Raw genomic sequence first — 16930 nt, 5'->3', positions numbered from 1 at the left:
TCCGAAACAATTACGAGGAAGGTACCACCCATGGCAACTACCGCCGATTTTAAGAACGGTCTTGTGCTGAAGGTCGATGGCAAACTGCAGCAGATCGTTGAGTTCCAGCATGTCAAGCCCGGTAAGGGACCGGCATTCGTGCGCACCAAGCTTAAGGATGTCGTCTCCGGAAAGACCGTTGAGAAGACGTGGAACGCAGGTGTGAAGGTGGAGACCGCGACGGTTGATCGTCGCGATATGACCTACCTGTACAACGACGGCACGAGCTACGTTGTCATGGACGACAAGACCTTCGAGCAGTTCGAGCTGCCGGCCGACAAGTTCGGCGATGCAGCACGCTTCCTGCTGGAGAACATGCATGTTCAGGTTTCTTTCCACGAGGGTGAAGCACTTTTCGCTGAGCTTCCGATCTCTGTGGACCTCAAGATCGAGCACACCGAGCCGGGTCTGCAGGGCGACCGTTCCACCGGTGGTACCAAGCCGGCAACGCTGGAGACTGGTGCTGAGATCCAGGTTCCGCTGTTCCTGGAAACCGGCAACGTGGTCAAGGTTGACACGCGTACTGGCGAGTACCTCTCTCGCGTGAACAACTAATGCTCGACTACAAACGTCATGGCGCCCGTTACCGGGCGCGCCGTCGTGCGGTAGACATGCTGTTCGAGGCGGAGACACGGGATATCGATCCGGTTGCCATCGTTGAGGACCGCACTGAGCTTTCGCGGAATCCGTTGAACGCAGTTGCGCCGGTTGCTGACTACACTCGCGAGATTGTCGCAGGCGCTGCGGAGAAGCTCGACGACTTGGACGATGCGATTGAGCGCTCACTCAGCGAGGACTGGGAGCTGTTTCGTCTGCCAGCCGTCGACCGTCAGATCCTGCGCGTGGCCGCCTGGGAGATCTTGTTTAACGACGAGGTCGATGCGCCGATCTCGATCAAGGAAGCGGTCGAGATGGCGTCTGAGTACTCAGGTGCCAAGGCTGCGCCCTACATCAACGCGGTGTTGGATCGGATTGCCTCGTCCGTTGATCCGAATTCTCCGTTTTTCGTTGTACCTGATGGTGAACATGCCGACGAGGAGGAGGGTCAACCTGACGGCCTCGGCGACACCGAGAGCGACGAGGAGTAGCTTCCTCAGTATTTGCGAAGCGCATTGGAGCCGTTACTGATTGTTGTTCGCACTTGCCGTATTTTGTGCGGAAGAGGCAGACATCAGTAGCGGCTTTTGTTATGCGAACGATCTTCAAGAAAGGATGCCATGTCGAAACTCACTGTTGAAGAAGCGAAGCAATTTCGGGTCGGTCCCGACTTTCAACTTGCGGATGTAGATCCAACAGCGACACCCGGGGTGAAGGATGCCGCTGAGGTGTTTAATGACTACGACGATGAACTCGATGACCTGCAAAGGCGGCTGTACGCCAACGGTCGCGTAGGCAACGAGGATGCGGGCTCGGTGCTGTTGGTGCTGCAGGGGATGGATACGTCAGGCAAAGGCGGGATCGTCCGCCACGTCGTCGGTGCGACCATGGACCTTCAAGGCGTACACGTCCAGGCGTTCGGGCGTCCAACGGAGGAGGAGGCATCTCATGATTTCCTCTGGCGGTTCTACGACCACCTCCCAAAACCTGGGCAGATCAGTGTCTTCGACCGTTCCCATTACGAAGATGTACTTGTGCAGCGCGTGAAACAGATGGCTTCACCGGAGGAGATTGAGCGCCGCTACGGAGCAATCGTTGAGTTTGAACAGGAGATTGCCGCCCGTGGCACCAAGATCATCAAGGTGATGCCACACATCTCACGGGAGTTTCAGGCAGAGAACCTGAAGAAGCGCATTCTGCGGGAAGACAAGCACTGGAAGTACAACCCGGGTGATATCGATGATCGTCGGCTCTGGAGCCAGTACATGGCGGCGTATCAGATCGCAATGACGCGCACGTCGACGGAATCTGCGCCGTGGTATTGCATTCCTTCGGACGATAAGAAGTACTGCCGCAGTGTGGTGAAAGCGTTGCTTTACGACGCTTTAGAGTCGCTCAACCCGACGTGGCCCGAGCCCGACTTCGACGCTGAAGTCGAGCTTGAGCGATTGGAGAACTCCTAGTCCTCGTCGGGGGCAGGCGCAGATTTAGACTGCGCTGCGCTTGCTTCCTCAGCGGTGCGCTTGATCTCGCCCACCAGCACCTGCATGGCATTTTGGGTTTCCAACACACCAGCAACAGCGGCCTTGAGCGAGGACGCGAGTTGCTCGTCGCTTAGCCCTGCGCCGATCGCGATTTCCGATTCGGTGCGCACAACGATCGTCTCGGTGCGGTTGACCACGAGCGCACGCGCGTCGAGGTACGAGCTGTTGACCTGGTTTGCGGCCAGGTACAAGGTGGCATCGGGCGTGTCGGACGGGGTGTCGGTAACCGAGTCCGCACGCAGGATCAACACTGAGTCCAACAGGACAAACAGCAGGTTGAATCCCTTGTAATGGGCGTGGCCTGCGCGGCCAGACGGGTCGTCGGAAACTTCGATGCCCTGCTTCGCCATCGTTTCGATGACGCGGTCGATGGTTACTTGAGTTGCGGTGCTCACTGCTGCGGTTCCTCCCAGTTCACGACGGTCGGGAAAGTGGTTTTGAGGTAGTCGAATGCCTGAAGCGTGGCGTCGATAGACGTCACAATGAAAGAGCCGAGCTGGTTGAATGAGGCTCCATCGGCGATGTTCATCGAGCGAATGGCGCTCACAGCCAGGTTGTCCTCACCGCGTTCGAAGAAACGCAGGGTCGGTGCAAAATGCGTCTGGTTGTGCTCGTTGCAGGCAAACAGCACCTGCGATGCGCTATCGCGGGGAAACTCGCCACGCCACAGGGCCTCGAAGATGAGGTGATCGCCGTCGAGGGCAATGACGATTGCTGCGTTGATAAAACCAGAGCGCACGGCTTGATCTTCGACGCGGTATTCAAGGTTTTCTTCCTCAAAAATCGCGGCGATTGCTTCGGTAGTCACCGGTTCCGGAACGTTGCGTTCTGGGTGCTCGTTGGGCTGGATGGCTTCAGTCTCTTCTGTAGTCACACTTGCGAGAATACCCATCTGGGTGAAACTCCTCGCGATGGCGCGGTGCTGGTGCTAATGTGAAGCGCAGTCTCCGAGACTTCACACGGCCCCGATAGGCGGGACCGCGTCGATATTTCCTTTAAATGCCGCACAGAGAGGCGGGGAAGGAGGTTCGATGAGTGGAAACGAACGGTCGACGGTTGAGCTGCTGAACGCTCAGGACGTCGGTCGCACTGTTGCACGCATCGCGCACCAGATCATCGAGAAGACAACGCTGGACGACAGCGACGGACCGCAGGTCATTCTGCTGGGGATCCCGTCCGGTGGTGTTCCGTTAGCGCAGCGTATTGCGGAAGCGGTTGAAGAATTTTCAGGCGTGAGCGTGCCAGTAGGCAGTCTCGACGTCACTTTGTACCGCGACGATCTCCGCGACAAGCCACATCGGGCACTGCGCCCAACCCACATTCCGGTCGACATCGACGGGGCAATTGTCGTGCTTGTCGACGATGTCTTGTACTCCGGCCGAACCATTCGCGCCGCCCTTGATTCGCTGCGCGACATCGGTAGGCCAGCCGCGATCCAGCTCGCAGTGCTGGTCGATCGTGGCCACCGGGAGCTGCCAATCCGCGCGGATTACGTAGGCAAGAACATCCCCACATCGAAGGACGAAGATGTCACTGTCGCGATCGCCCAGCTCGACGGTGAAGATCGCGTGACCCTGGAACGGGAGGCGTAAATGAAGCACCTCATCGATATTGCAGATCTCAGCCGCGAAGAGATCATCGAGCTGATGGATGAAGCGGACCGCTTCCGGGAAGCTCTGGATGGTCGTGAGATCAAGAAGCTTCCGACCCTGCGCGGCCGCACTGTGATGACGTTGTTCTACGAGAACTCGACGCGTACCCGCTCGTCGTTTGAGACAGCGGGCAAGTGGATGAGCGCCGATGTGATCAATCTGTCTGCGTCTTCATCTTCGGTGAAGAAGGGTGAATCGCTCAAAGACACCGCTGCAACTTTGGAGGCAATCGGTGCAGACGCGATCATCATGCGCCACCCTGCTTCGGGTGCTGCACAGCTTCTGGCCAAGTGGTTGCCGAATACAAGCATCGTGAACGCAGGTGACGGCCAGCACCAGCACCCGACACAGGCTTTGCTGGATGCGGTGACCATGCGCCAGCACATTGGCGATGTCGCTGGAAAGCGCGTCCTGATCGTCGGCGATATTTTGCACTCCCGTGTTGCTCGCTCCAACGTGGATCTACTGCACATCTTGGGCGCAGAGGTTGTGTTGGTTGCGCCGCCGACGCTGCTGCCTACCGGTGTGGAGTTCTGGCCGGCACGTGTCTCGTATGACTTCGATGCCGAGATTGAGCACGCAGATGTCGTGATGATGCTGCGCGTGCAGGCCGAGCGCATGAACGGCGGGTTCTTCCCGTCGCACCGCGAGTACGCCACCTTGTACGGCTTGAGCGTTGACCGAGCCGACCGCATGAAGGATTCGGCGTTGATCATGCACCCGGGTCCGATGCTGCGTGGCATGGAAATTAACTACGACGTGGCCGATCGCGACAATGCTGTCGTTCTCGGCCAGGTCTCTAACGGCGTGTACACCCGCATGGCCGTGTTGTTCACACTGCTCGCCGGCACTGGCGGCGAAGAAGGAGCGATCAAGTGACCAAGCTTGCACTCAACAACGTTCGTCCATATGGCGAGGACGTGACCAGCATTCTCATTGACGTGGAAGACGGTGTCATCGACTCCATTGGGGACAACCCGTTTGACGATGCTGATGAAACCATCGACTGCGGTGGCAACGTGTTGTTGCCTGGTCTCGTCGATATGCACGTGCACCTGCGTGAGCCGGGCCGCGAGGACACCGAAACCATCGCTACCGGCTCGGATGCTGCCGCCAAGGGAGGCTTCACCGCTGTATTCACCATGGCGAATACCAACCCGGTGATCGACCAGCCGTTCCTCGCCGAGGCGGTCTGGGAGAAGGGCCAGACGTACGGTAAGTGCGATGTCTACCCGGTGGGCTCGATTACCAAGGGACTCGAGGGCAAGACGCTCACCGAGATCGGTCTGATGGCCCGCAGCGGTGTGCGCATGTTTTCCGACGATGGCAAGTGCGTCAACGACCCGCAGCTCATGCGCCGCGCTATCGAATACGCCAAGGCACACGACGTGATTCTCGCCCAGCATGCGGAAGATCACCGCATGACCGAGGGCGCTGTCGCCCACGAAGGCGAGCAGGCAGCGCGCCTGGGCCTTCGCGGTTGGCCACGTGTCGCGGAGGAATCCATCGTCGCACGCGACGCCATCATGACTCGTGACTACGGTGGTCGTTACCACCTCTGCCACGCGTCGACCGAAGGCACGGTCGAGCTGCTTCGCTTCGCCAAAGCACAGGGCATCAACGTTACGGCAGAGGTCACCCCGCACCACCTGCTGCTTACCGACGAAATGCTGTCCACCTACGACGGCCTGTTCCGCGTCAACCCTCCACTGCGCGAAAAGCGCGACGCTGAAGCGCTCAAGCAAGCGCTTCTCGACGGCACCGTGGACGTCATCGCCACCGACCACGCTCCTCACGGATCTGAAGACAAGTGCGTGGAGTTCGAGCACGCCAAGCCAGGCATGCTCGGCCTAGAAACGTCCATGGCGATCGTGCACCGAGTCTTCGTCGAATCGGGTCTTGCTGACTGGCGCTTCGTGGCCAAGGTCATGAGCGAGCGCCCTGCCGAAATTCTGCGGCTTGAGGACCAGGGCCGTCCGATCGCGGTTGGCGAGCCAGCAAACCTCACCTTGATTGATCCACAGGACACCTGGACCGCAAAGGGCAAGGATATGGCGTCGAAGGCGTCGAACACTCCCTACGAAGGCATCGAATTTAACGCACGCGTAGTTGGCACCTGGCTGCGCGGCACCCAAACCTACTCTGCAAAGAAGGCCTAAACCCATGACAAAAACACAGCAGCAGCGCACCCGCGCACAACTCGTCCTCGACACAGGCGAGAAATTCACCGGCTTCGTCTTCGGCGCAGCACCGGAAGGTGACATTGAAGGCGATCTCAAGAGCATCATCGATATGTTCGGTTACGAGCGCGAAATGTGCTCTGCCGATAACGACGGCAAGATCCTGGTGTTCGCTACACCGCACATCGGCAATGTTGGCTGGACAGGTGAAGGAGCAGGGGAGGAACGTACGGCAATCACGGCAAAAGCCGTGGTGATCCGCGATCTCGCTCGCATCGCATCGAACCAGGAAGCAAAGCACAGCCTGGAAGAAGAAATGAAGGCGCAGGGCATTACCGGCATCTGGGGTGTAGACACCCGCAGGCTGGTCCGCCACGTCTCTCAGGCGCAGCACGAGGGTAAGTCGGTGCGCGTGCAGGTAATCGTCGAAAAGCAAGAAGCTTAAAAGAAAGACCAGGAGAAACATTATGAAGCGAGAAGATCTCAACCACGTCCTGGTCATCGGCTCCGGGCCGATCGTCATCGGACAGGCGTGCGAGTTTGACTATTCCGGCACCCAGGCGTGCCGCGTGCTCAAAGAAGAAGGCCTGCGTGTCACCCTGGTGAACTCGAACCCGGCGACGATCATGACCGACCCTGAGTTCGCCGACCACACGTACGTAGAGCCGATCCAGCCGGAGTACATCGACCGCATCCTCGCCCGCGAGGCAGAGCAAGGCCACCCGGTTGATGCGATTCTGCCGACGCTTGGTGGGCAGACTGCGCTGAACACAGCCATCAAACTCGACCGCCTTGGCATTCTGGAAAAGCACGGCGTTGAACTCATCGGCGCAGACATCGACGCGATTGAGCGCGGCGAAGACCGCCAAAAGTTCAAGGACATTGTTGAAAAGATCGGCGGCGAGTCCGCCCGTTCCCGTGTCTGCTACACCATGGAAGAAGTGGAAGAAACCGTTGCGGAGCTCGGCTTCCCAGTCGTCGTGCGCCCGTCGTTCACCATGGGTGGTCTCGGTTCCGGCCTTGCCTATGACATGGATGACTTGCACCGCATCGCCGGCGACGGCTTGACCGCATCGCCAGAAGCGAACGTGCTCATTGAAGAATCCATCCTCGGTTGGAAAGAAATCGAGCTCGAGCTCATTCGTGACTCGGATGACAACTGCATTACGGTTGCGACGATTGAGAACGTGGATGCCATGGGTGTCCACACGGGCGACTCTGTCACGGTGGCGCCGGTGTTGACGATGACCGAGCCCGAGGTCACCAAGATGATCGAACAGGGCAAGGCCATCATCCGTGAAGTCGGTGTCAGGACCGGTGGCTGCAATATCCAGTTCGCCATCAACCCCAAAGACGGCCGCATGATCACGATCGAGATGAACCCGCGCGTGTCGCGTTCGTCTGCACTTGCGTCGAAGGCGACCGGCTACCCGATTGCCAAGGTGGCAACCCGACTCGCCATTGGCTACACGCTCGACGAGATTGCTAACGACATGACCGGTGGCGCAACCACTGCGCTTGAGGAGCCGTCTCTCGACTACGTCATCGTCAAGATGCCACGCTTTACCTTTGAGAAGTTCCCGGGCTCGGACGAGACTCTGGGCACCTCCATGAAGGCGGTTGGCGAGGCCATGGGTATTGGCCGCAACTACATCCAGGGCCTGAACAAGGTCATGCGCTCGATGGAAGACAAGCCAAACGGCTTCTGGACTCGTTCCGACGAGTACGTCGCAGGAGAGCGTGCAAATGACGTCGCAGCGGTGCTCGAAGACCTTAAGGTGCCGACCGACAAGCGTCTCTACGATGTCGAGCTCGCGCTCCGCCTCGGCGCGAGCGTTGATGAGGTCTACGCAGCCTCCGGCATCGATCCGTGGTTCCTCGAGGAAGTCACTGGGCTGGTCGAATTCCGCCAGGTGCTTATCGACGCCCCTGTGCTTGACGCAGGTCTCCTGCGTGAGGCAAAGGCTCAAGGCTTGTCCGACGCCCAGATTGCTACGCTGCGCCCAGAACTCGCGGGCGAAGACGGCGTGCGTCAACTGCGATGGACGCTGGGTATCCACCCGACCTTCAAGACCGTGGACACCTGCTCGGGCCAGTACGAGGCGAAGGTTCCGTACCTGTACTCGGCGTACGAACTCGACCCGGCTGCCGAGTCTGAGGTTGACCAGTTCACCGGTGCAAAGGAAAACAGCAAGGGCAAGGTCATCATCCTGGGCTCTGGTCCGAACCGCATTGGTCAGGGCATCGAGTTCGACTACTCCTGTGTCCACGCCGCCCTGGAACTGTCCCGCGTTGGCTACGAGACCGTGATGGTCAACTGCAACCCGGAGACCGTTTCTACCGACTACGACACCGCGGACCGTCTCTACTTCGAACCGTTGACGTTCGAAGACGTGATGGAGATCTACCGTGCGGAAGCCGCTACCGGTGAGGTCGCTGGCGTTATTGTGCAGCTCGGCGGTCAGACCCCGCTGGGCCTCGCGCAGCGACTCGCGGATGCGGGCGTGCCAGTCGTCGGTACGAGCCCCGAGGCAATCGATCTGGCGGAGGACCGCGGCGAGTTTGGCAAGGTGCTCGAAGCAGCCAAGCTTCCAGCTCCCGCATTTGGCACCGCAACCTCCTTCGAAGAGGCTCGCGAAGTGGCCAACAAGGTTGGTTACCCCGTCCTCGTGCGCCCGTCTTACGTGCTCGGAGGCCGTGGCATGGAGATCGTTTATGACGAAGACTCCCTGCGCAACTACATCGAGCGCGCAACCGAGCTCAGCCCGGACCACCCAGTGCTTGTGGACCGCTTCCTTGACAACGCCATCGAAATTGACGTCGATGTGTTGTCTGACGGCAACGAGGTCTACCTCGGTGGTCTGATGGAACACATCGAGGAAGCCGGCATTCACTCTGGCGACTCCGCCTGTGCGCTTCCGCCGATGACGCTCGGCCCCGACGACATTGAAAAGGTCCGTCGCTCCGCTGAGGCACTCGCTCACGGTATCGGGGTGAAGGGTCTGATGAACGTCCAGTTCGCATTGAAGGACGACATCCTCTACGTCATCGAGGCAAACCCGCGCGCATCGCGTACGGTGCCGTTCGTCTCCAAGGCGACCGGCGTCCACCTTGCGAAGGCTGCAGCACGCGTCATGCTCGGCGCGACGATCGCTGAACTTCGCGACGAGGGCCTCATCCCGTCCGACTACGATGGCGGATCCTTGCCGCTGAACCACCCGATCGCTGTGAAGGAAGCGGTACTGCCGTTTAGCCGCTTCCGCCGCCCAGACGGGTCGATTCTGGACACCATCCTCGGCCCGGAAATGAAGTCCACCGGTGAGGTCATGGGGCTTGCCCCGTCGTTCGGTGTGGCATTTGCTAAGACCCAGGCCGCTGCTTACGGCGAACTGCCAACGGAGGGCACGGTCTTTGTCTCCCTGGCTAACCACGACAAGCGCACCCTGATCTTCCCGATCCAGCGTTTGTCCACCATGGGGTTCAAGGTGATCGCGACGGCAGGTACAGCGCAAATGCTGCGCCGCAACGGCATCGAATGCGAAGTAGCACTCAAGGGCTCCGAGGTCCGCGAAGGTGCGAAGGGCCGTTCCATCGTGGAGCGGATCTTGGACGGCGAGATTGATCTCATCCTGAACACTCCGGCGGGCTCGACAACCGCGCGCCACGATGGCTACGACATCCGTGCCGCAGCCGTGATCGCGGATGTACCGATCATGACCGATGTGCAGGGTGTTACCGCCACAGTCCAAGGCATCGAAGCAGTGCGCAGCAACTCTATTGATGTGACCAGCCTCCAGGAGCTCGAGCACAGCGTCTCCAAGAACGCAGAGGGTGGCCAGTAGTGGTACAGCCCCATGCCTCCTTCGGGGAGCGTCTCGTTGCCGCTGGTAATGAATATGGCCGACTGTGTGTAGGCATCGACCCGCACGCGGCGCTGCTAGACAAGTGGGGTCTTCCGGACACCATTGATGGTCTGCAACGGTTTTCCTCGGCGTGTGTCGAGGCCTTTGCAGGATCAGTTGCGTTGGTCAAGCCACAGGTTGCCTTCTACGAGCGGTTCGGCTCTGCGGGTTTCGCGGTACTCGAGGAGACCCTCGCCGCACTCCGTGAGAGCGGGACGCTCGTCGTCGCGGACGCCAAGCGCGGCGATATCGGCTCCACGATGGCCGGATACGCCGCCGCGTGGCTGCAGCCAGGCTCACCGTTGGAAGCGGACGCGCTCACGCTGACACCGTATCTGGGTGTCGGGTCGCTGGAGCCTGCCATCTCACTTGCTGCAGCGCACGGTAAGGGCGTGTTCGTGATGTCTGCGAACTCCAACCCTGAAGCTGAAGCGTTTCAGACGAGTGAAATCGATGGACGCATGGTGTCGCAGTGGATGGTCGATGAATGCGCCACGTACAACCAGGGCGCTGCAGTAGGCCACGTTGGTGTCGTTGTCGGTGCAACCGTGGCGAAGCCGCCGGTGCTCGACGCGCTCAATGCTCCAGTGCTTATGCCTGGAGTCGGAGCGCAGGGAGCGACGATGGAAGACGTGGCGCAGATTGCAGGTGCAAACGCACACCTGGTGTTCCCGAATGTTTCCCGTTCCGTCTTGTCTGCTGGGCCGGACGTTACTGAACTGCGGAAACGTGTCGCTGAACTGGTAAAACAGCCATAACTAGCGGGTCCATTTCATCGGCTGAGAAAAACCCTGGTAGTTTAGGTGCGTCGCAACGGTGACATGGAGAAATGCAGCAAGAATGCGCTCCATTTTCCCGGTGCCAACCAGATGCAGTGTTAGACTGTGTCGGATGCGGTGCGCCTTCTGAAACGCAGAGTGTGGAGGAGGCCCCGCGCCGGCACGAGTCGGCCTGAACATATTGAATGAACTACCTACATGGAGGAACCCGTGGCACTTCCACAGTTGACCGATGAACAGCGCAAGGCAGCCCTCGAGAAGGCGGCTGAGGCTCGCAAGAAGCGCGCTGAGCTGAAGGCCTCCCTGAAGCGCGGCGAGACCACGCTCAAGGACGTGCTGGAGAAGGCTGACACCGACGAGATCATCGGCAAGACCAAGGTTTCCGCTTTGCTCGAGGCCATGCCGAAGGTTGGCAAGGTCAAGGCTCGCGAGATCATGGAGGAGCTGGAGATCGCTCAGACCCGTCGCCTGCGTGGCCTGGGTGAGCGTCAGCGTCGTGCTCTGCTCGAGCGCTTCGGCTTCGAAGAGAACTAAACATGGCTGAGGTGGCGCCCCGCGGGCAGCTGGTCGTTTTGGCCGGACCGTCTGCCGTAGGTAAGTCAACGGTGGTTAGCCGCCTGCGCGGCGAGGTGCCGGACCTCTACTTTTCTGTCTCGATGACAACTCGGGCTCCACGCCCGGGCGAAGTCGACGGCAGGGATTACTACTTCGTCTCCTCGAATGATTTTCAACAGCGCATCGATGCTGGTGAGATGCTGGAATGGGCTGACATTCACGGAGGCCTTCAGCGCTCGGGCACGCCTGCGGGTCCGGTCCGTGAAGCTCTTGCAGACGGGCGCCCGGTACTCGTAGAGGTGGACCTCGCAGGTGCTCGCAACATCAAGCAGCTCATGCCTGAAGCGCGTACAGTGTTCCTTGCACCCCCGTCGTGGGAAGTCCTCGTTGAACGTCTCACGGGTCGTGGGACCGAGACGGAAGCTGTGATTGAGCGCAGGCTCACCACCGCGCGCGAGGAGCTCGATGCGCAAGGGGAGTTCGACACCGTTGTTGTGAATGACGATGTCGACGATGCCGTTGCACACATTGCGCGCATCCTTCTAGGCGCAACATCCGACAACAATTAGCGAGTGGGTTTTAGTGACTGAATCAACCAATGACCTGTCGCAGGACACCGCTGTTGAGGAGACTCAGCAGGAACGTGTCTACGACACCCCGGACGGCATTACCGCGCCCCCGATCGATGAACTGCTGACGAAGGTCTCGTCGAAGTACGCTCTGGTGATCTTTGCAGCCAAGCGTGCACGTCAGATCAACAGCTTCTACCAGAACTCCGAAGATGGTGTTTTCGAGTTCATCGGCCCGCTGGTAACGCCAGAGCCTGGTGAGAAGCCGCTGTCGATCGCGCTGCGTGAGATCGAGGCAGGTCTCCTCGAGCACGAGGAAGGCCAGTAAACGCTTCTGCTAATGACGCCGTTGTGCGAGCCATTGGGGCTCGCACAACGGCGTTTTTGTATGCTTGGCCCACATGAGCGAAGCCACGTCTGCCCCCAAGAACGTTGTGATCGGTGTCTCCGGCGGAATTGCTGCGTATAAGGCATGCCACTTGGTCCGCGACTTTAAAGAGCATGGCGATAATGTGCGCGTTATCCCTACGGAAAGCGCGTTGTCGTTTGTGGGTGCGGCAACATTTGAGGCGCTGAGCGGAAACCCTGTTGATACTGGGGTATTCAAACGTGTCGACGAAGTCCAGCACGTCCGTCTCGGTCAAGAGGCCGATCTCATCGTTGTCGCACCTGCAACCGCTGATCTCATGGCCCGTGTCGCAGCAGGCCGAGCAGATGACCTGTTGGCTGCAACCATTCTTGTGGCCACATGCCCCGTCGTGCTTGCGCCTGCAATGCACACCGAAATGTGGAATAACCCAGCTACGCAACACAATGTAGAGGTGCTTCGTTCGCGTGGGATTACGGTTCTTGAGCCGGCGCATGGGCGCCTGACGGGAAAGGACACGGGTCCGGGTCGTTTGCCGGACCCTGAGGCGATTGCGCAGCTAGCCCGTACGGTGTTGGCAACCGGTCCAATGAAGCAGACGCTCGCAGGAACCCGCGTACTTATTAGCGCGGGAGGAACGCAAGAAAATATTGATCCTGTGCGTTTCATTGGTAACCGATCCTCTGGCAAGCAGGGGTTTGCGCTCGGGGACATCGCAGCGCAGCGGGGAGCACAGGTCACGATCGTGGCTGGAGCAACCGCGGAACTATCTGTGCCCTCAGGGGCGGAGGTGGTGCGTGTGCAATCCACACGTGAGATGAAAGACGCGATGGATGAGCGTGCCGCAGACGCAGACATCATCGTGATGGCGGCCGCCGTGGCCGATTACCGTCCAGAATCGGAAGCTACGACGAAACTGAAGAAGGGCACGAGTGATGACGCGCTCTCCGTTGTTCGCTTGACCGAGAACCCGGACATCCTTAAAGGTCTCGTCGAAAAGCGAGATGCCGGCGAGACTCATGCCACGATCGTCGGGTTTGCAGCTGAGACGGACAACGAACTTGAGAATGGTCGCGCGAAACTCAAGCGTAAGGGCGCGGATTTGCTCATGCTGAACTCGGTTGCTGGTGGCAATGTGTTTGGCCAGTCAACTAATCGCGGTTGGTTGTTGAGTGCGTCTGGCGAAGAACTGGAAATTGAGGACGGAACGAAACACGAGGTAGCTGCTCGGATCTGGAATGCGATTGAAAAGCTTCGCGCTTAGCTTTGCGTACTTAGACCGCTTGGTCTAGTGTGTTGGAGAATCAGCCTCAAGGCCACGTAAAGGAAAGATCCGTTGTCACTCGACACTTACTACCGACTGTTCACCAGTGAGTCCGTCACTGAAGGGCACCCAGACAAAATCTGCGATGCGATCTCGGACGCGATTTTGGACGACATGCTCGCGCAGGACCCACAGTCCCGCGTTGCAGTGGAAACGCTCGTTACCACTGGACAGGTTCACGTTGTTGGAGAGGTGCGCACGTCTGCGTATTCCAATATTGCGAAGATCGTGCGCGACAAATTGGTGGAAATCGGGTTCACCTCTTCCGAGGTTGGTTTCGACGGCAACAGCTGTGGCGTCAACATCGCAATCGGTGATCAGTCGCAGGAGATTGCGGATGGCGTGACCACCTCCCAGGAGGTGCGCGAACAGGCCTCCACTGAAGAGACTGACCAGTCTGGTGCGGGTGACCAGGGGCTAATGTTTGGGTACGCCTCCAACGAGACCCCTGAGTACATGCCGTTGCCGATTGCGACTGCGCACCGCCTTTCACGCCGACTGTCCCAAGTGCGCCACGAGGGCATCGTCGACGGCCTTCGCCCAGACGGCAAGACTCAGGTCACGTTTGCGTACGACGGTGATACCCCGGCGTTTATCGACACGATCGTGATCTCCACGCAGCACGACCCACACTTCACTGGTGAGGCACTTGAGAAGGCGCTGCGAGAGCACGTTATCGCTTGGGTCATGGAAGATGCCGGTCTGGAGAAGTTCTACCGCGAGGACACCAAGGTCCTGATCAATCCGTCTGGCTCGTTTATCTCCGGTGGTCCGATGGCGGACGCAGGCCTGACCGGACGCAAGATCATTGTGGATACCTACGGCGGTATGGCACGCCATGGCGGTGGCGCGTTCTCTGGCAAGGATCCCTCAAAGGTGGACCGCTCCGGCGCGTATGCGACACGTTGGGTGGCGAAGAACATTGTCGCTGCGGGCCTCGCAGACCGTGTTGAGGTTCAGGTTGCGTACGCAATTGGTCGTGCAACCCCGGTTGGCCTGTACGTGGAGACGTTCGGTACCGCCGCTGAGGGGCAGACCAACGAGTCGATCCAGCAGGCAGTGGAGAAGGTCTTCGATCTGCGACCGGATGCGATCATCCGTGATTTGGATTTGAAGCGCCCGATCTACAGCCAAACCGCTGCCTACGGCCACTTTGGTCGCACAGACATCGATGTGCCTTGGGAGCACACCGACAAGGTGGACGACTTGCGCGCAGCCGCAGGCGTTTAAGTTTCCTTCGAAGCCGCTTGGGGTTTGTCCCAGGCGGCTTTTTGCTGTTCAGACTTCTTGTGGTTGCGCAAGGCCACGATTCCGACAACCACGCCAATGAGGATTGGCAGCCAGATCTTGGAGTATTCGAGCGCGACAAGAACCCACTCGGGCAAGTCTGGGAGGTCTAATTCAGGCCAGTTGATCTGGGGGAGCGGAAGATCCATTTGGGGAAGGTGCGGGACCGGAAGATCCATGTGCGGCAAGGTGATGTCGGGGAGTTCCCAGTCCGGAAGGTAGCGCAGAAGTCGGTCGATGATTCGGCTTACGATCGGACCGAGGACAATCACCGCCAGCGCCCAGCCACCTTTGCCCAAGCCTTCGGCCATAGGGATGAGTGTGCGCTTGAGCGAACTCGATTCCATTGTCCGACGCCGTTTCGCACCGCGTGAGCCTTCTGGAGGGTCGAACTCGACGATGGTGTCGCCCTCCCGAAACTCGACACTGAGCAGTTCGTCGAAGCCACTTGCACGCAGTTTAAGGTGAGGCTTTTGGCGGTCAACGCCGATCCCCATTGGAGTCTCGAGTTTTGCCCCGCCGTTTCCAAAAAGGGGGAGTCGCCCGCTGTTCACGTCGTTGTAGCGGTGCTGCACGGTGCCGTCGACACGCACTTCCATGCGCTCACTCGGATTCTTTGCCCAGAGTTCGACGCGTTCGGGCAGCGTGTGTTTGTCTGTGGCCAGGGTGCCTTCCTTGTCAGTCTCATCTCCGGGCCACTCAGGGTCCTCTGCCGCGAAGTCGCGGTCGAATCCCACACGCAGTTCGATAAGCCCATACTTCGGGTGGTTGAGGCTCCAGGTTTCCATCGGCTACACCTGCGCACTGCTTGTCGACGACACCGGGGCCGGCTGCTTGCGCAGCAAAGACATCAGCCATGCGCAAAGTGCCGACACGACAGCCACGCCGAGTGCATAGATGAAGGTGCCGTCATTGAAGTAAAGGATCTTCGCCACCCAGAAACCGCCAGCGGCGGATAGTGGCAATGTCCAAGAGGGACGGAAGCAGTAGCCGTCGACAAGCCCCGCGATAGCAGCGACAGCAAAGATGAAACCAACGAGGAGCCATGGCGTGCCAGCGACGGGAATGAGGAGTGCAGGTGCGATCACATACAGTGCAAAAACGGCATAGGGAAGTGCCTTGAGCCAACCTTCGCGGTCTGCAGTGTCTTCCGATTGCTCGTCTGTATGCTCGCCTGGATCAGTCATGGCGACGAAGTCTAACGGCTAATTCGCGTGGGTGTACACACGACCTGGAACTGGGTCCTTGACCATTTCGTCGAGGCTTACCGGACGCAGCCCCTTGGCGCGCAGACCATCGATGATGCATTCCGCTGCGTTGATGGTCGGCTCGTGGATGTCGTGCATGAGCACAATCGATCCAGCTTGCGCCTGATTGACCGCTATGGAGCAGGTGCGTGCGGTGTCACGGTGGCTCCAATCCATCGTGTCAACGTCCCAAATTGCCAGCGATAGGCCACGGGCCTTGGAAGCATTGATTACACGGCCGTCGTAGGAACCATAGGGCGGGCGCACCCAGTGCACCTTCACTCCCGATTGCTTCTCAATGGCAGCACTCGTGTCGCTGAGCTGTGACCCGATCGTCGCGTCGGATTGGCGCGCCAGGTCCGGGTGTGAATACGAGTGGTTGCCAATCGTGTGGCCCTCGGCGCGGATGCGGCGCAGGATCTTCGGGTTTGCATTGACGTTGTTACCGACGACGAAGAACGTCGCATGCGCATTCTTGCGCTTGAAGATGTCGAGCAGGCGGTCCGTACCGGGAACCGGTCCGTCGTCGTACGTAATTGCTACGCAATTGCTGCAGTTGGCCGCGTTAGGAGACAACGTTGGCTCCGCTGCCGGGACCACGGTTACCGGCACAGTCTCTTCTTCCTGCGGTGCAGGGCGCAGGTGAGGTGGCACGCTATCTCGAACTTGTTGGGGGAGTTGGTTGTATGCCTTGCGCCAGTTGTCCTGTACGGCTTGCTGTGCGCCTTGCGACGAGCCGTGGATGTAGGCGGATACGTTGTCGATCGGCGAGCCGTTACCTGGACTAAGTATCGGGCCAAGGGAGGAGCCTGCAAAAAGCTGTTGTGTCTGCTTGCTTCCTAGCGAAAGATTTGTGACGTCAACCGCATGTGCTTGGGGAGCAGTCAT

General features: G+C 59.3%; 19 protein-coding genes. 14 read left to right on the top strand and 5 right to left on the bottom strand.

Going from position 1 to position 16930, the window contains the following annotated elements; genetic code table 11:
• The first annotated feature begins 30 nt into the window (after nt 1-30).
• The 3 genes from efp to HMPREF2617_RS00825 all read left to right on the top strand — a co-directional run bounded on the left by efp (nt 31) and on the right by HMPREF2617_RS00825 (nt 2099).
• Nucleotides 31-594 (top strand): elongation factor P, encoded by a 564-nt coding sequence (efp, locus tag HMPREF2617_RS00835; RefSeq protein WP_070451369.1) that lies wholly within the window; start codon nt 31-33, stop codon nt 592-594.
• On the top strand, nt 594-1127 hold the full coding sequence (gene nusB, locus HMPREF2617_RS00830; protein ID WP_070570407.1) for a transcription antitermination factor NusB: 534 nt from the start codon (nt 594-596) through the stop codon (nt 1125-1127). Before efp ends, nusB begins: the two co-directional genes overlap by 1 nt.
• 129 nt (nt 1128-1256) lie before the next feature.
• Entirely contained in the window at nt 1257-2099 is an 843-nt protein-coding gene (locus HMPREF2617_RS00825; protein ID WP_070570405.1) for a PPK2 family polyphosphate kinase, read from the top strand.
• Here HMPREF2617_RS00825 and HMPREF2617_RS00820 read toward each other — a convergent pair.
• Nucleotides 2096-2575: a YbjN domain-containing protein gene (locus tag HMPREF2617_RS00820; protein WP_070839068.1), complete on the bottom strand. Its 480-nt coding sequence runs from the start codon at nt 2573-2575 to the stop codon at nt 2096-2098. The genes HMPREF2617_RS00825 and HMPREF2617_RS00820 overlap by 4 nt on opposite strands.
• Complete coding sequence (locus tag HMPREF2617_RS00815) at nt 2572-3054, bottom strand: YbjN domain-containing protein (protein WP_224212667.1); 483 nt, start codon at nt 3052-3054, stop codon at nt 2572-2574. Before HMPREF2617_RS00815 ends, HMPREF2617_RS00820 begins: the two co-directional genes overlap by 4 nt.
• Nucleotides 3055-3211: 157 nt before the next feature.
• Here HMPREF2617_RS00815 and pyrR point away from each other — a divergent pair, with 157 nt between their 5' ends.
• From pyrR to metK, 11 genes are all read left to right on the top strand, one after another.
• Nucleotides 3212-3772 carry a bifunctional pyr operon transcriptional regulator/uracil phosphoribosyltransferase PyrR gene (gene pyrR / locus HMPREF2617_RS00810; protein ID WP_070423098.1) on the top strand — a complete coding sequence of 187 codons (561 nt, stop codon included), beginning with the start codon at nt 3212-3214 and terminating at the stop codon, nt 3770-3772.
• A complete protein-coding gene (locus HMPREF2617_RS00805) occupies nt 3773-4711 on the top strand; it encodes an aspartate carbamoyltransferase catalytic subunit (RefSeq protein ID WP_070839066.1) in 939 nt (312 codons plus the stop codon).
• Complete coding sequence (locus HMPREF2617_RS00800; protein WP_070451380.1) at nt 4708-5991, top strand: dihydroorotase; 1284 nt, start codon at nt 4708-4710, stop codon at nt 5989-5991. The genes HMPREF2617_RS00805 and HMPREF2617_RS00800 overlap by 4 nt, the downstream gene beginning before the upstream one ends.
• Before the next feature lie 4 nt (nt 5992-5995).
• Complete coding sequence (locus tag HMPREF2617_RS00795) at nt 5996-6457, top strand: carbamoyl-phosphate synthase domain-containing protein (protein ID WP_070816216.1); 462 nt, start codon at nt 5996-5998, stop codon at nt 6455-6457.
• 22 nt (nt 6458-6479) lie between these two features.
• The gene (gene carB / locus HMPREF2617_RS00790) at nt 6480-9854 is read left to right on the top strand and encodes a carbamoyl-phosphate synthase large subunit (protein WP_246821667.1); all 3375 of its coding nucleotides are present in this window, start codon (nt 6480-6482) and stop codon (nt 9852-9854) included.
• Nucleotides 9854-10672 (top strand): orotidine-5'-phosphate decarboxylase, encoded by an 819-nt coding sequence (gene pyrF, locus HMPREF2617_RS00785; RefSeq protein WP_070839062.1) that lies wholly within the window; start codon nt 9854-9856, stop codon nt 10670-10672. The genes carB and pyrF overlap by 1 nt, the downstream gene beginning before the upstream one ends.
• A 231-nt stretch (nt 10673-10903) precedes the next feature.
• A complete protein-coding gene (mihF, locus tag HMPREF2617_RS00780; protein ID WP_070423240.1) occupies nt 10904-11227 on the top strand; it encodes an integration host factor, actinobacterial type in 324 nt (107 codons plus the stop codon).
• A gap of 2 nt (nt 11228-11229) precedes the next feature.
• The gene (gmk, locus tag HMPREF2617_RS00775) at nt 11230-11817 is read left to right on the top strand and encodes a guanylate kinase (protein ID WP_070423104.1); all 588 of its coding nucleotides are present in this window, start codon (nt 11230-11232) and stop codon (nt 11815-11817) included.
• A 13-nt stretch (nt 11818-11830) separates the two neighbouring features.
• Nucleotides 11831-12145, top strand: coding sequence for a DNA-directed RNA polymerase subunit omega (rpoZ, locus tag HMPREF2617_RS00770; RefSeq protein WP_371325710.1), 315 nt, complete (start codon nt 11831-11833; stop codon nt 12143-12145).
• Nucleotides 12146-12218: 73 nt separating this feature from the next.
• On the top strand, nt 12219-13448 hold the full coding sequence (gene coaBC, locus HMPREF2617_RS00765; protein WP_101733075.1) for a bifunctional phosphopantothenoylcysteine decarboxylase/phosphopantothenate--cysteine ligase CoaBC: 1230 nt from the start codon (nt 12219-12221) through the stop codon (nt 13446-13448).
• A 72-nt stretch (nt 13449-13520) separates the two neighbouring features.
• Nucleotides 13521-14738, top strand: coding sequence for a methionine adenosyltransferase (gene metK / locus HMPREF2617_RS00760; RefSeq protein WP_070423106.1), 1218 nt, complete (start codon nt 13521-13523; stop codon nt 14736-14738).
• On the opposite strand, the gene HMPREF2617_RS00755 is transcribed toward metK, so the two are convergent.
• The 3 genes from HMPREF2617_RS00755 to HMPREF2617_RS00745 are packed head-to-tail and all read right to left on the bottom strand — an operon-like array spanning nt 14735 to nt 16930.
• Nucleotides 14735-15583: a hypothetical protein gene (locus HMPREF2617_RS00755; protein ID WP_070423107.1), complete on the bottom strand. Its 849-nt coding sequence runs from the start codon at nt 15581-15583 to the stop codon at nt 14735-14737. The two genes, metK and HMPREF2617_RS00755, sit on opposite strands and share 4 nt — an antisense overlap.
• 3 nt (nt 15584-15586) lie before the next feature.
• Nucleotides 15587-15982, bottom strand: coding sequence for a hypothetical protein (locus HMPREF2617_RS00750; RefSeq protein ID WP_070839060.1), 396 nt, complete (start codon nt 15980-15982; stop codon nt 15587-15589).
• An 18-nt stretch (nt 15983-16000) separates the two neighbouring features.
• A complete protein-coding gene (locus HMPREF2617_RS00745; RefSeq protein WP_070839058.1) occupies nt 16001-16930 on the bottom strand; it encodes a polysaccharide deacetylase family protein in 930 nt (309 codons plus the stop codon).

Source organism: Corynebacterium sp. HMSC070H05 (genome assembly GCF_001837615.1).
GTDB classification, from domain to species: Bacteria; Actinomycetota; Actinomycetes; order Mycobacteriales; family Mycobacteriaceae; genus Corynebacterium; species Corynebacterium coyleae.
Note: the sequence above shows the minus strand (reverse complement) of the source record. Positions and strands in the feature narration are given on the sequence as shown.

Excerpts from the sequence above, each read along its gene's own strand:
- efp (WP_070451369.1), top strand. The coding sequence starts at position 31 with ATGGCAACTACCGCCGATTTTAAGAACGGTCTTGTGCTGAAGGTCGAT.
- nusB (WP_070570407.1), top strand. The coding sequence starts at position 594 with ATGCTCGACTACAAACGTCATGGCGCCCGTTACCGGGCGCGCCGTCGT.
- HMPREF2617_RS00825 (WP_070570405.1), top strand. The coding sequence starts at position 1,257 with ATGTCGAAACTCACTGTTGAAGAAGCGAAGCAATTTCGGGTCGGTCCC.
- pyrR (WP_070423098.1), top strand. The coding sequence starts at position 3,212 with ATGAGTGGAAACGAACGGTCGACGGTTGAGCTGCTGAACGCTCAGGAC.
- HMPREF2617_RS00805 (WP_070839066.1), top strand. The coding sequence starts at position 3,773 with ATGAAGCACCTCATCGATATTGCAGATCTCAGCCGCGAAGAGATCATC.
- HMPREF2617_RS00795 (WP_070816216.1), top strand. The coding sequence starts at position 5,996 with ATGACAAAAACACAGCAGCAGCGCACCCGCGCACAACTCGTCCTCGAC.
- carB (WP_246821667.1), top strand. The coding sequence starts at position 6,480 with ATGAAGCGAGAAGATCTCAACCACGTCCTGGTCATCGGCTCCGGGCCG.
- gmk (WP_070423104.1), top strand. The coding sequence starts at position 11,230 with ATGGCTGAGGTGGCGCCCCGCGGGCAGCTGGTCGTTTTGGCCGGACCG.
- coaBC (WP_101733075.1), top strand. The coding sequence starts at position 12,219 with ATGAGCGAAGCCACGTCTGCCCCCAAGAACGTTGTGATCGGTGTCTCC.
- HMPREF2617_RS00755 (WP_070423107.1), bottom strand. The coding sequence starts at position 15,583 with ATGGAAACCTGGAGCCTCAACCACCCGAAGTATGGGCTTATCGAACTG.
- HMPREF2617_RS00750 (WP_070839060.1), bottom strand. The coding sequence starts at position 15,982 with ATGACTGATCCAGGCGAGCATACAGACGAGCAATCGGAAGACACTGCA.
- HMPREF2617_RS00745 (WP_070839058.1), bottom strand. The coding sequence starts at position 16,930 with ATGACTGCTCCCCAAGCACATGCGGTTGACGTCACAAATCTTTCGCTA.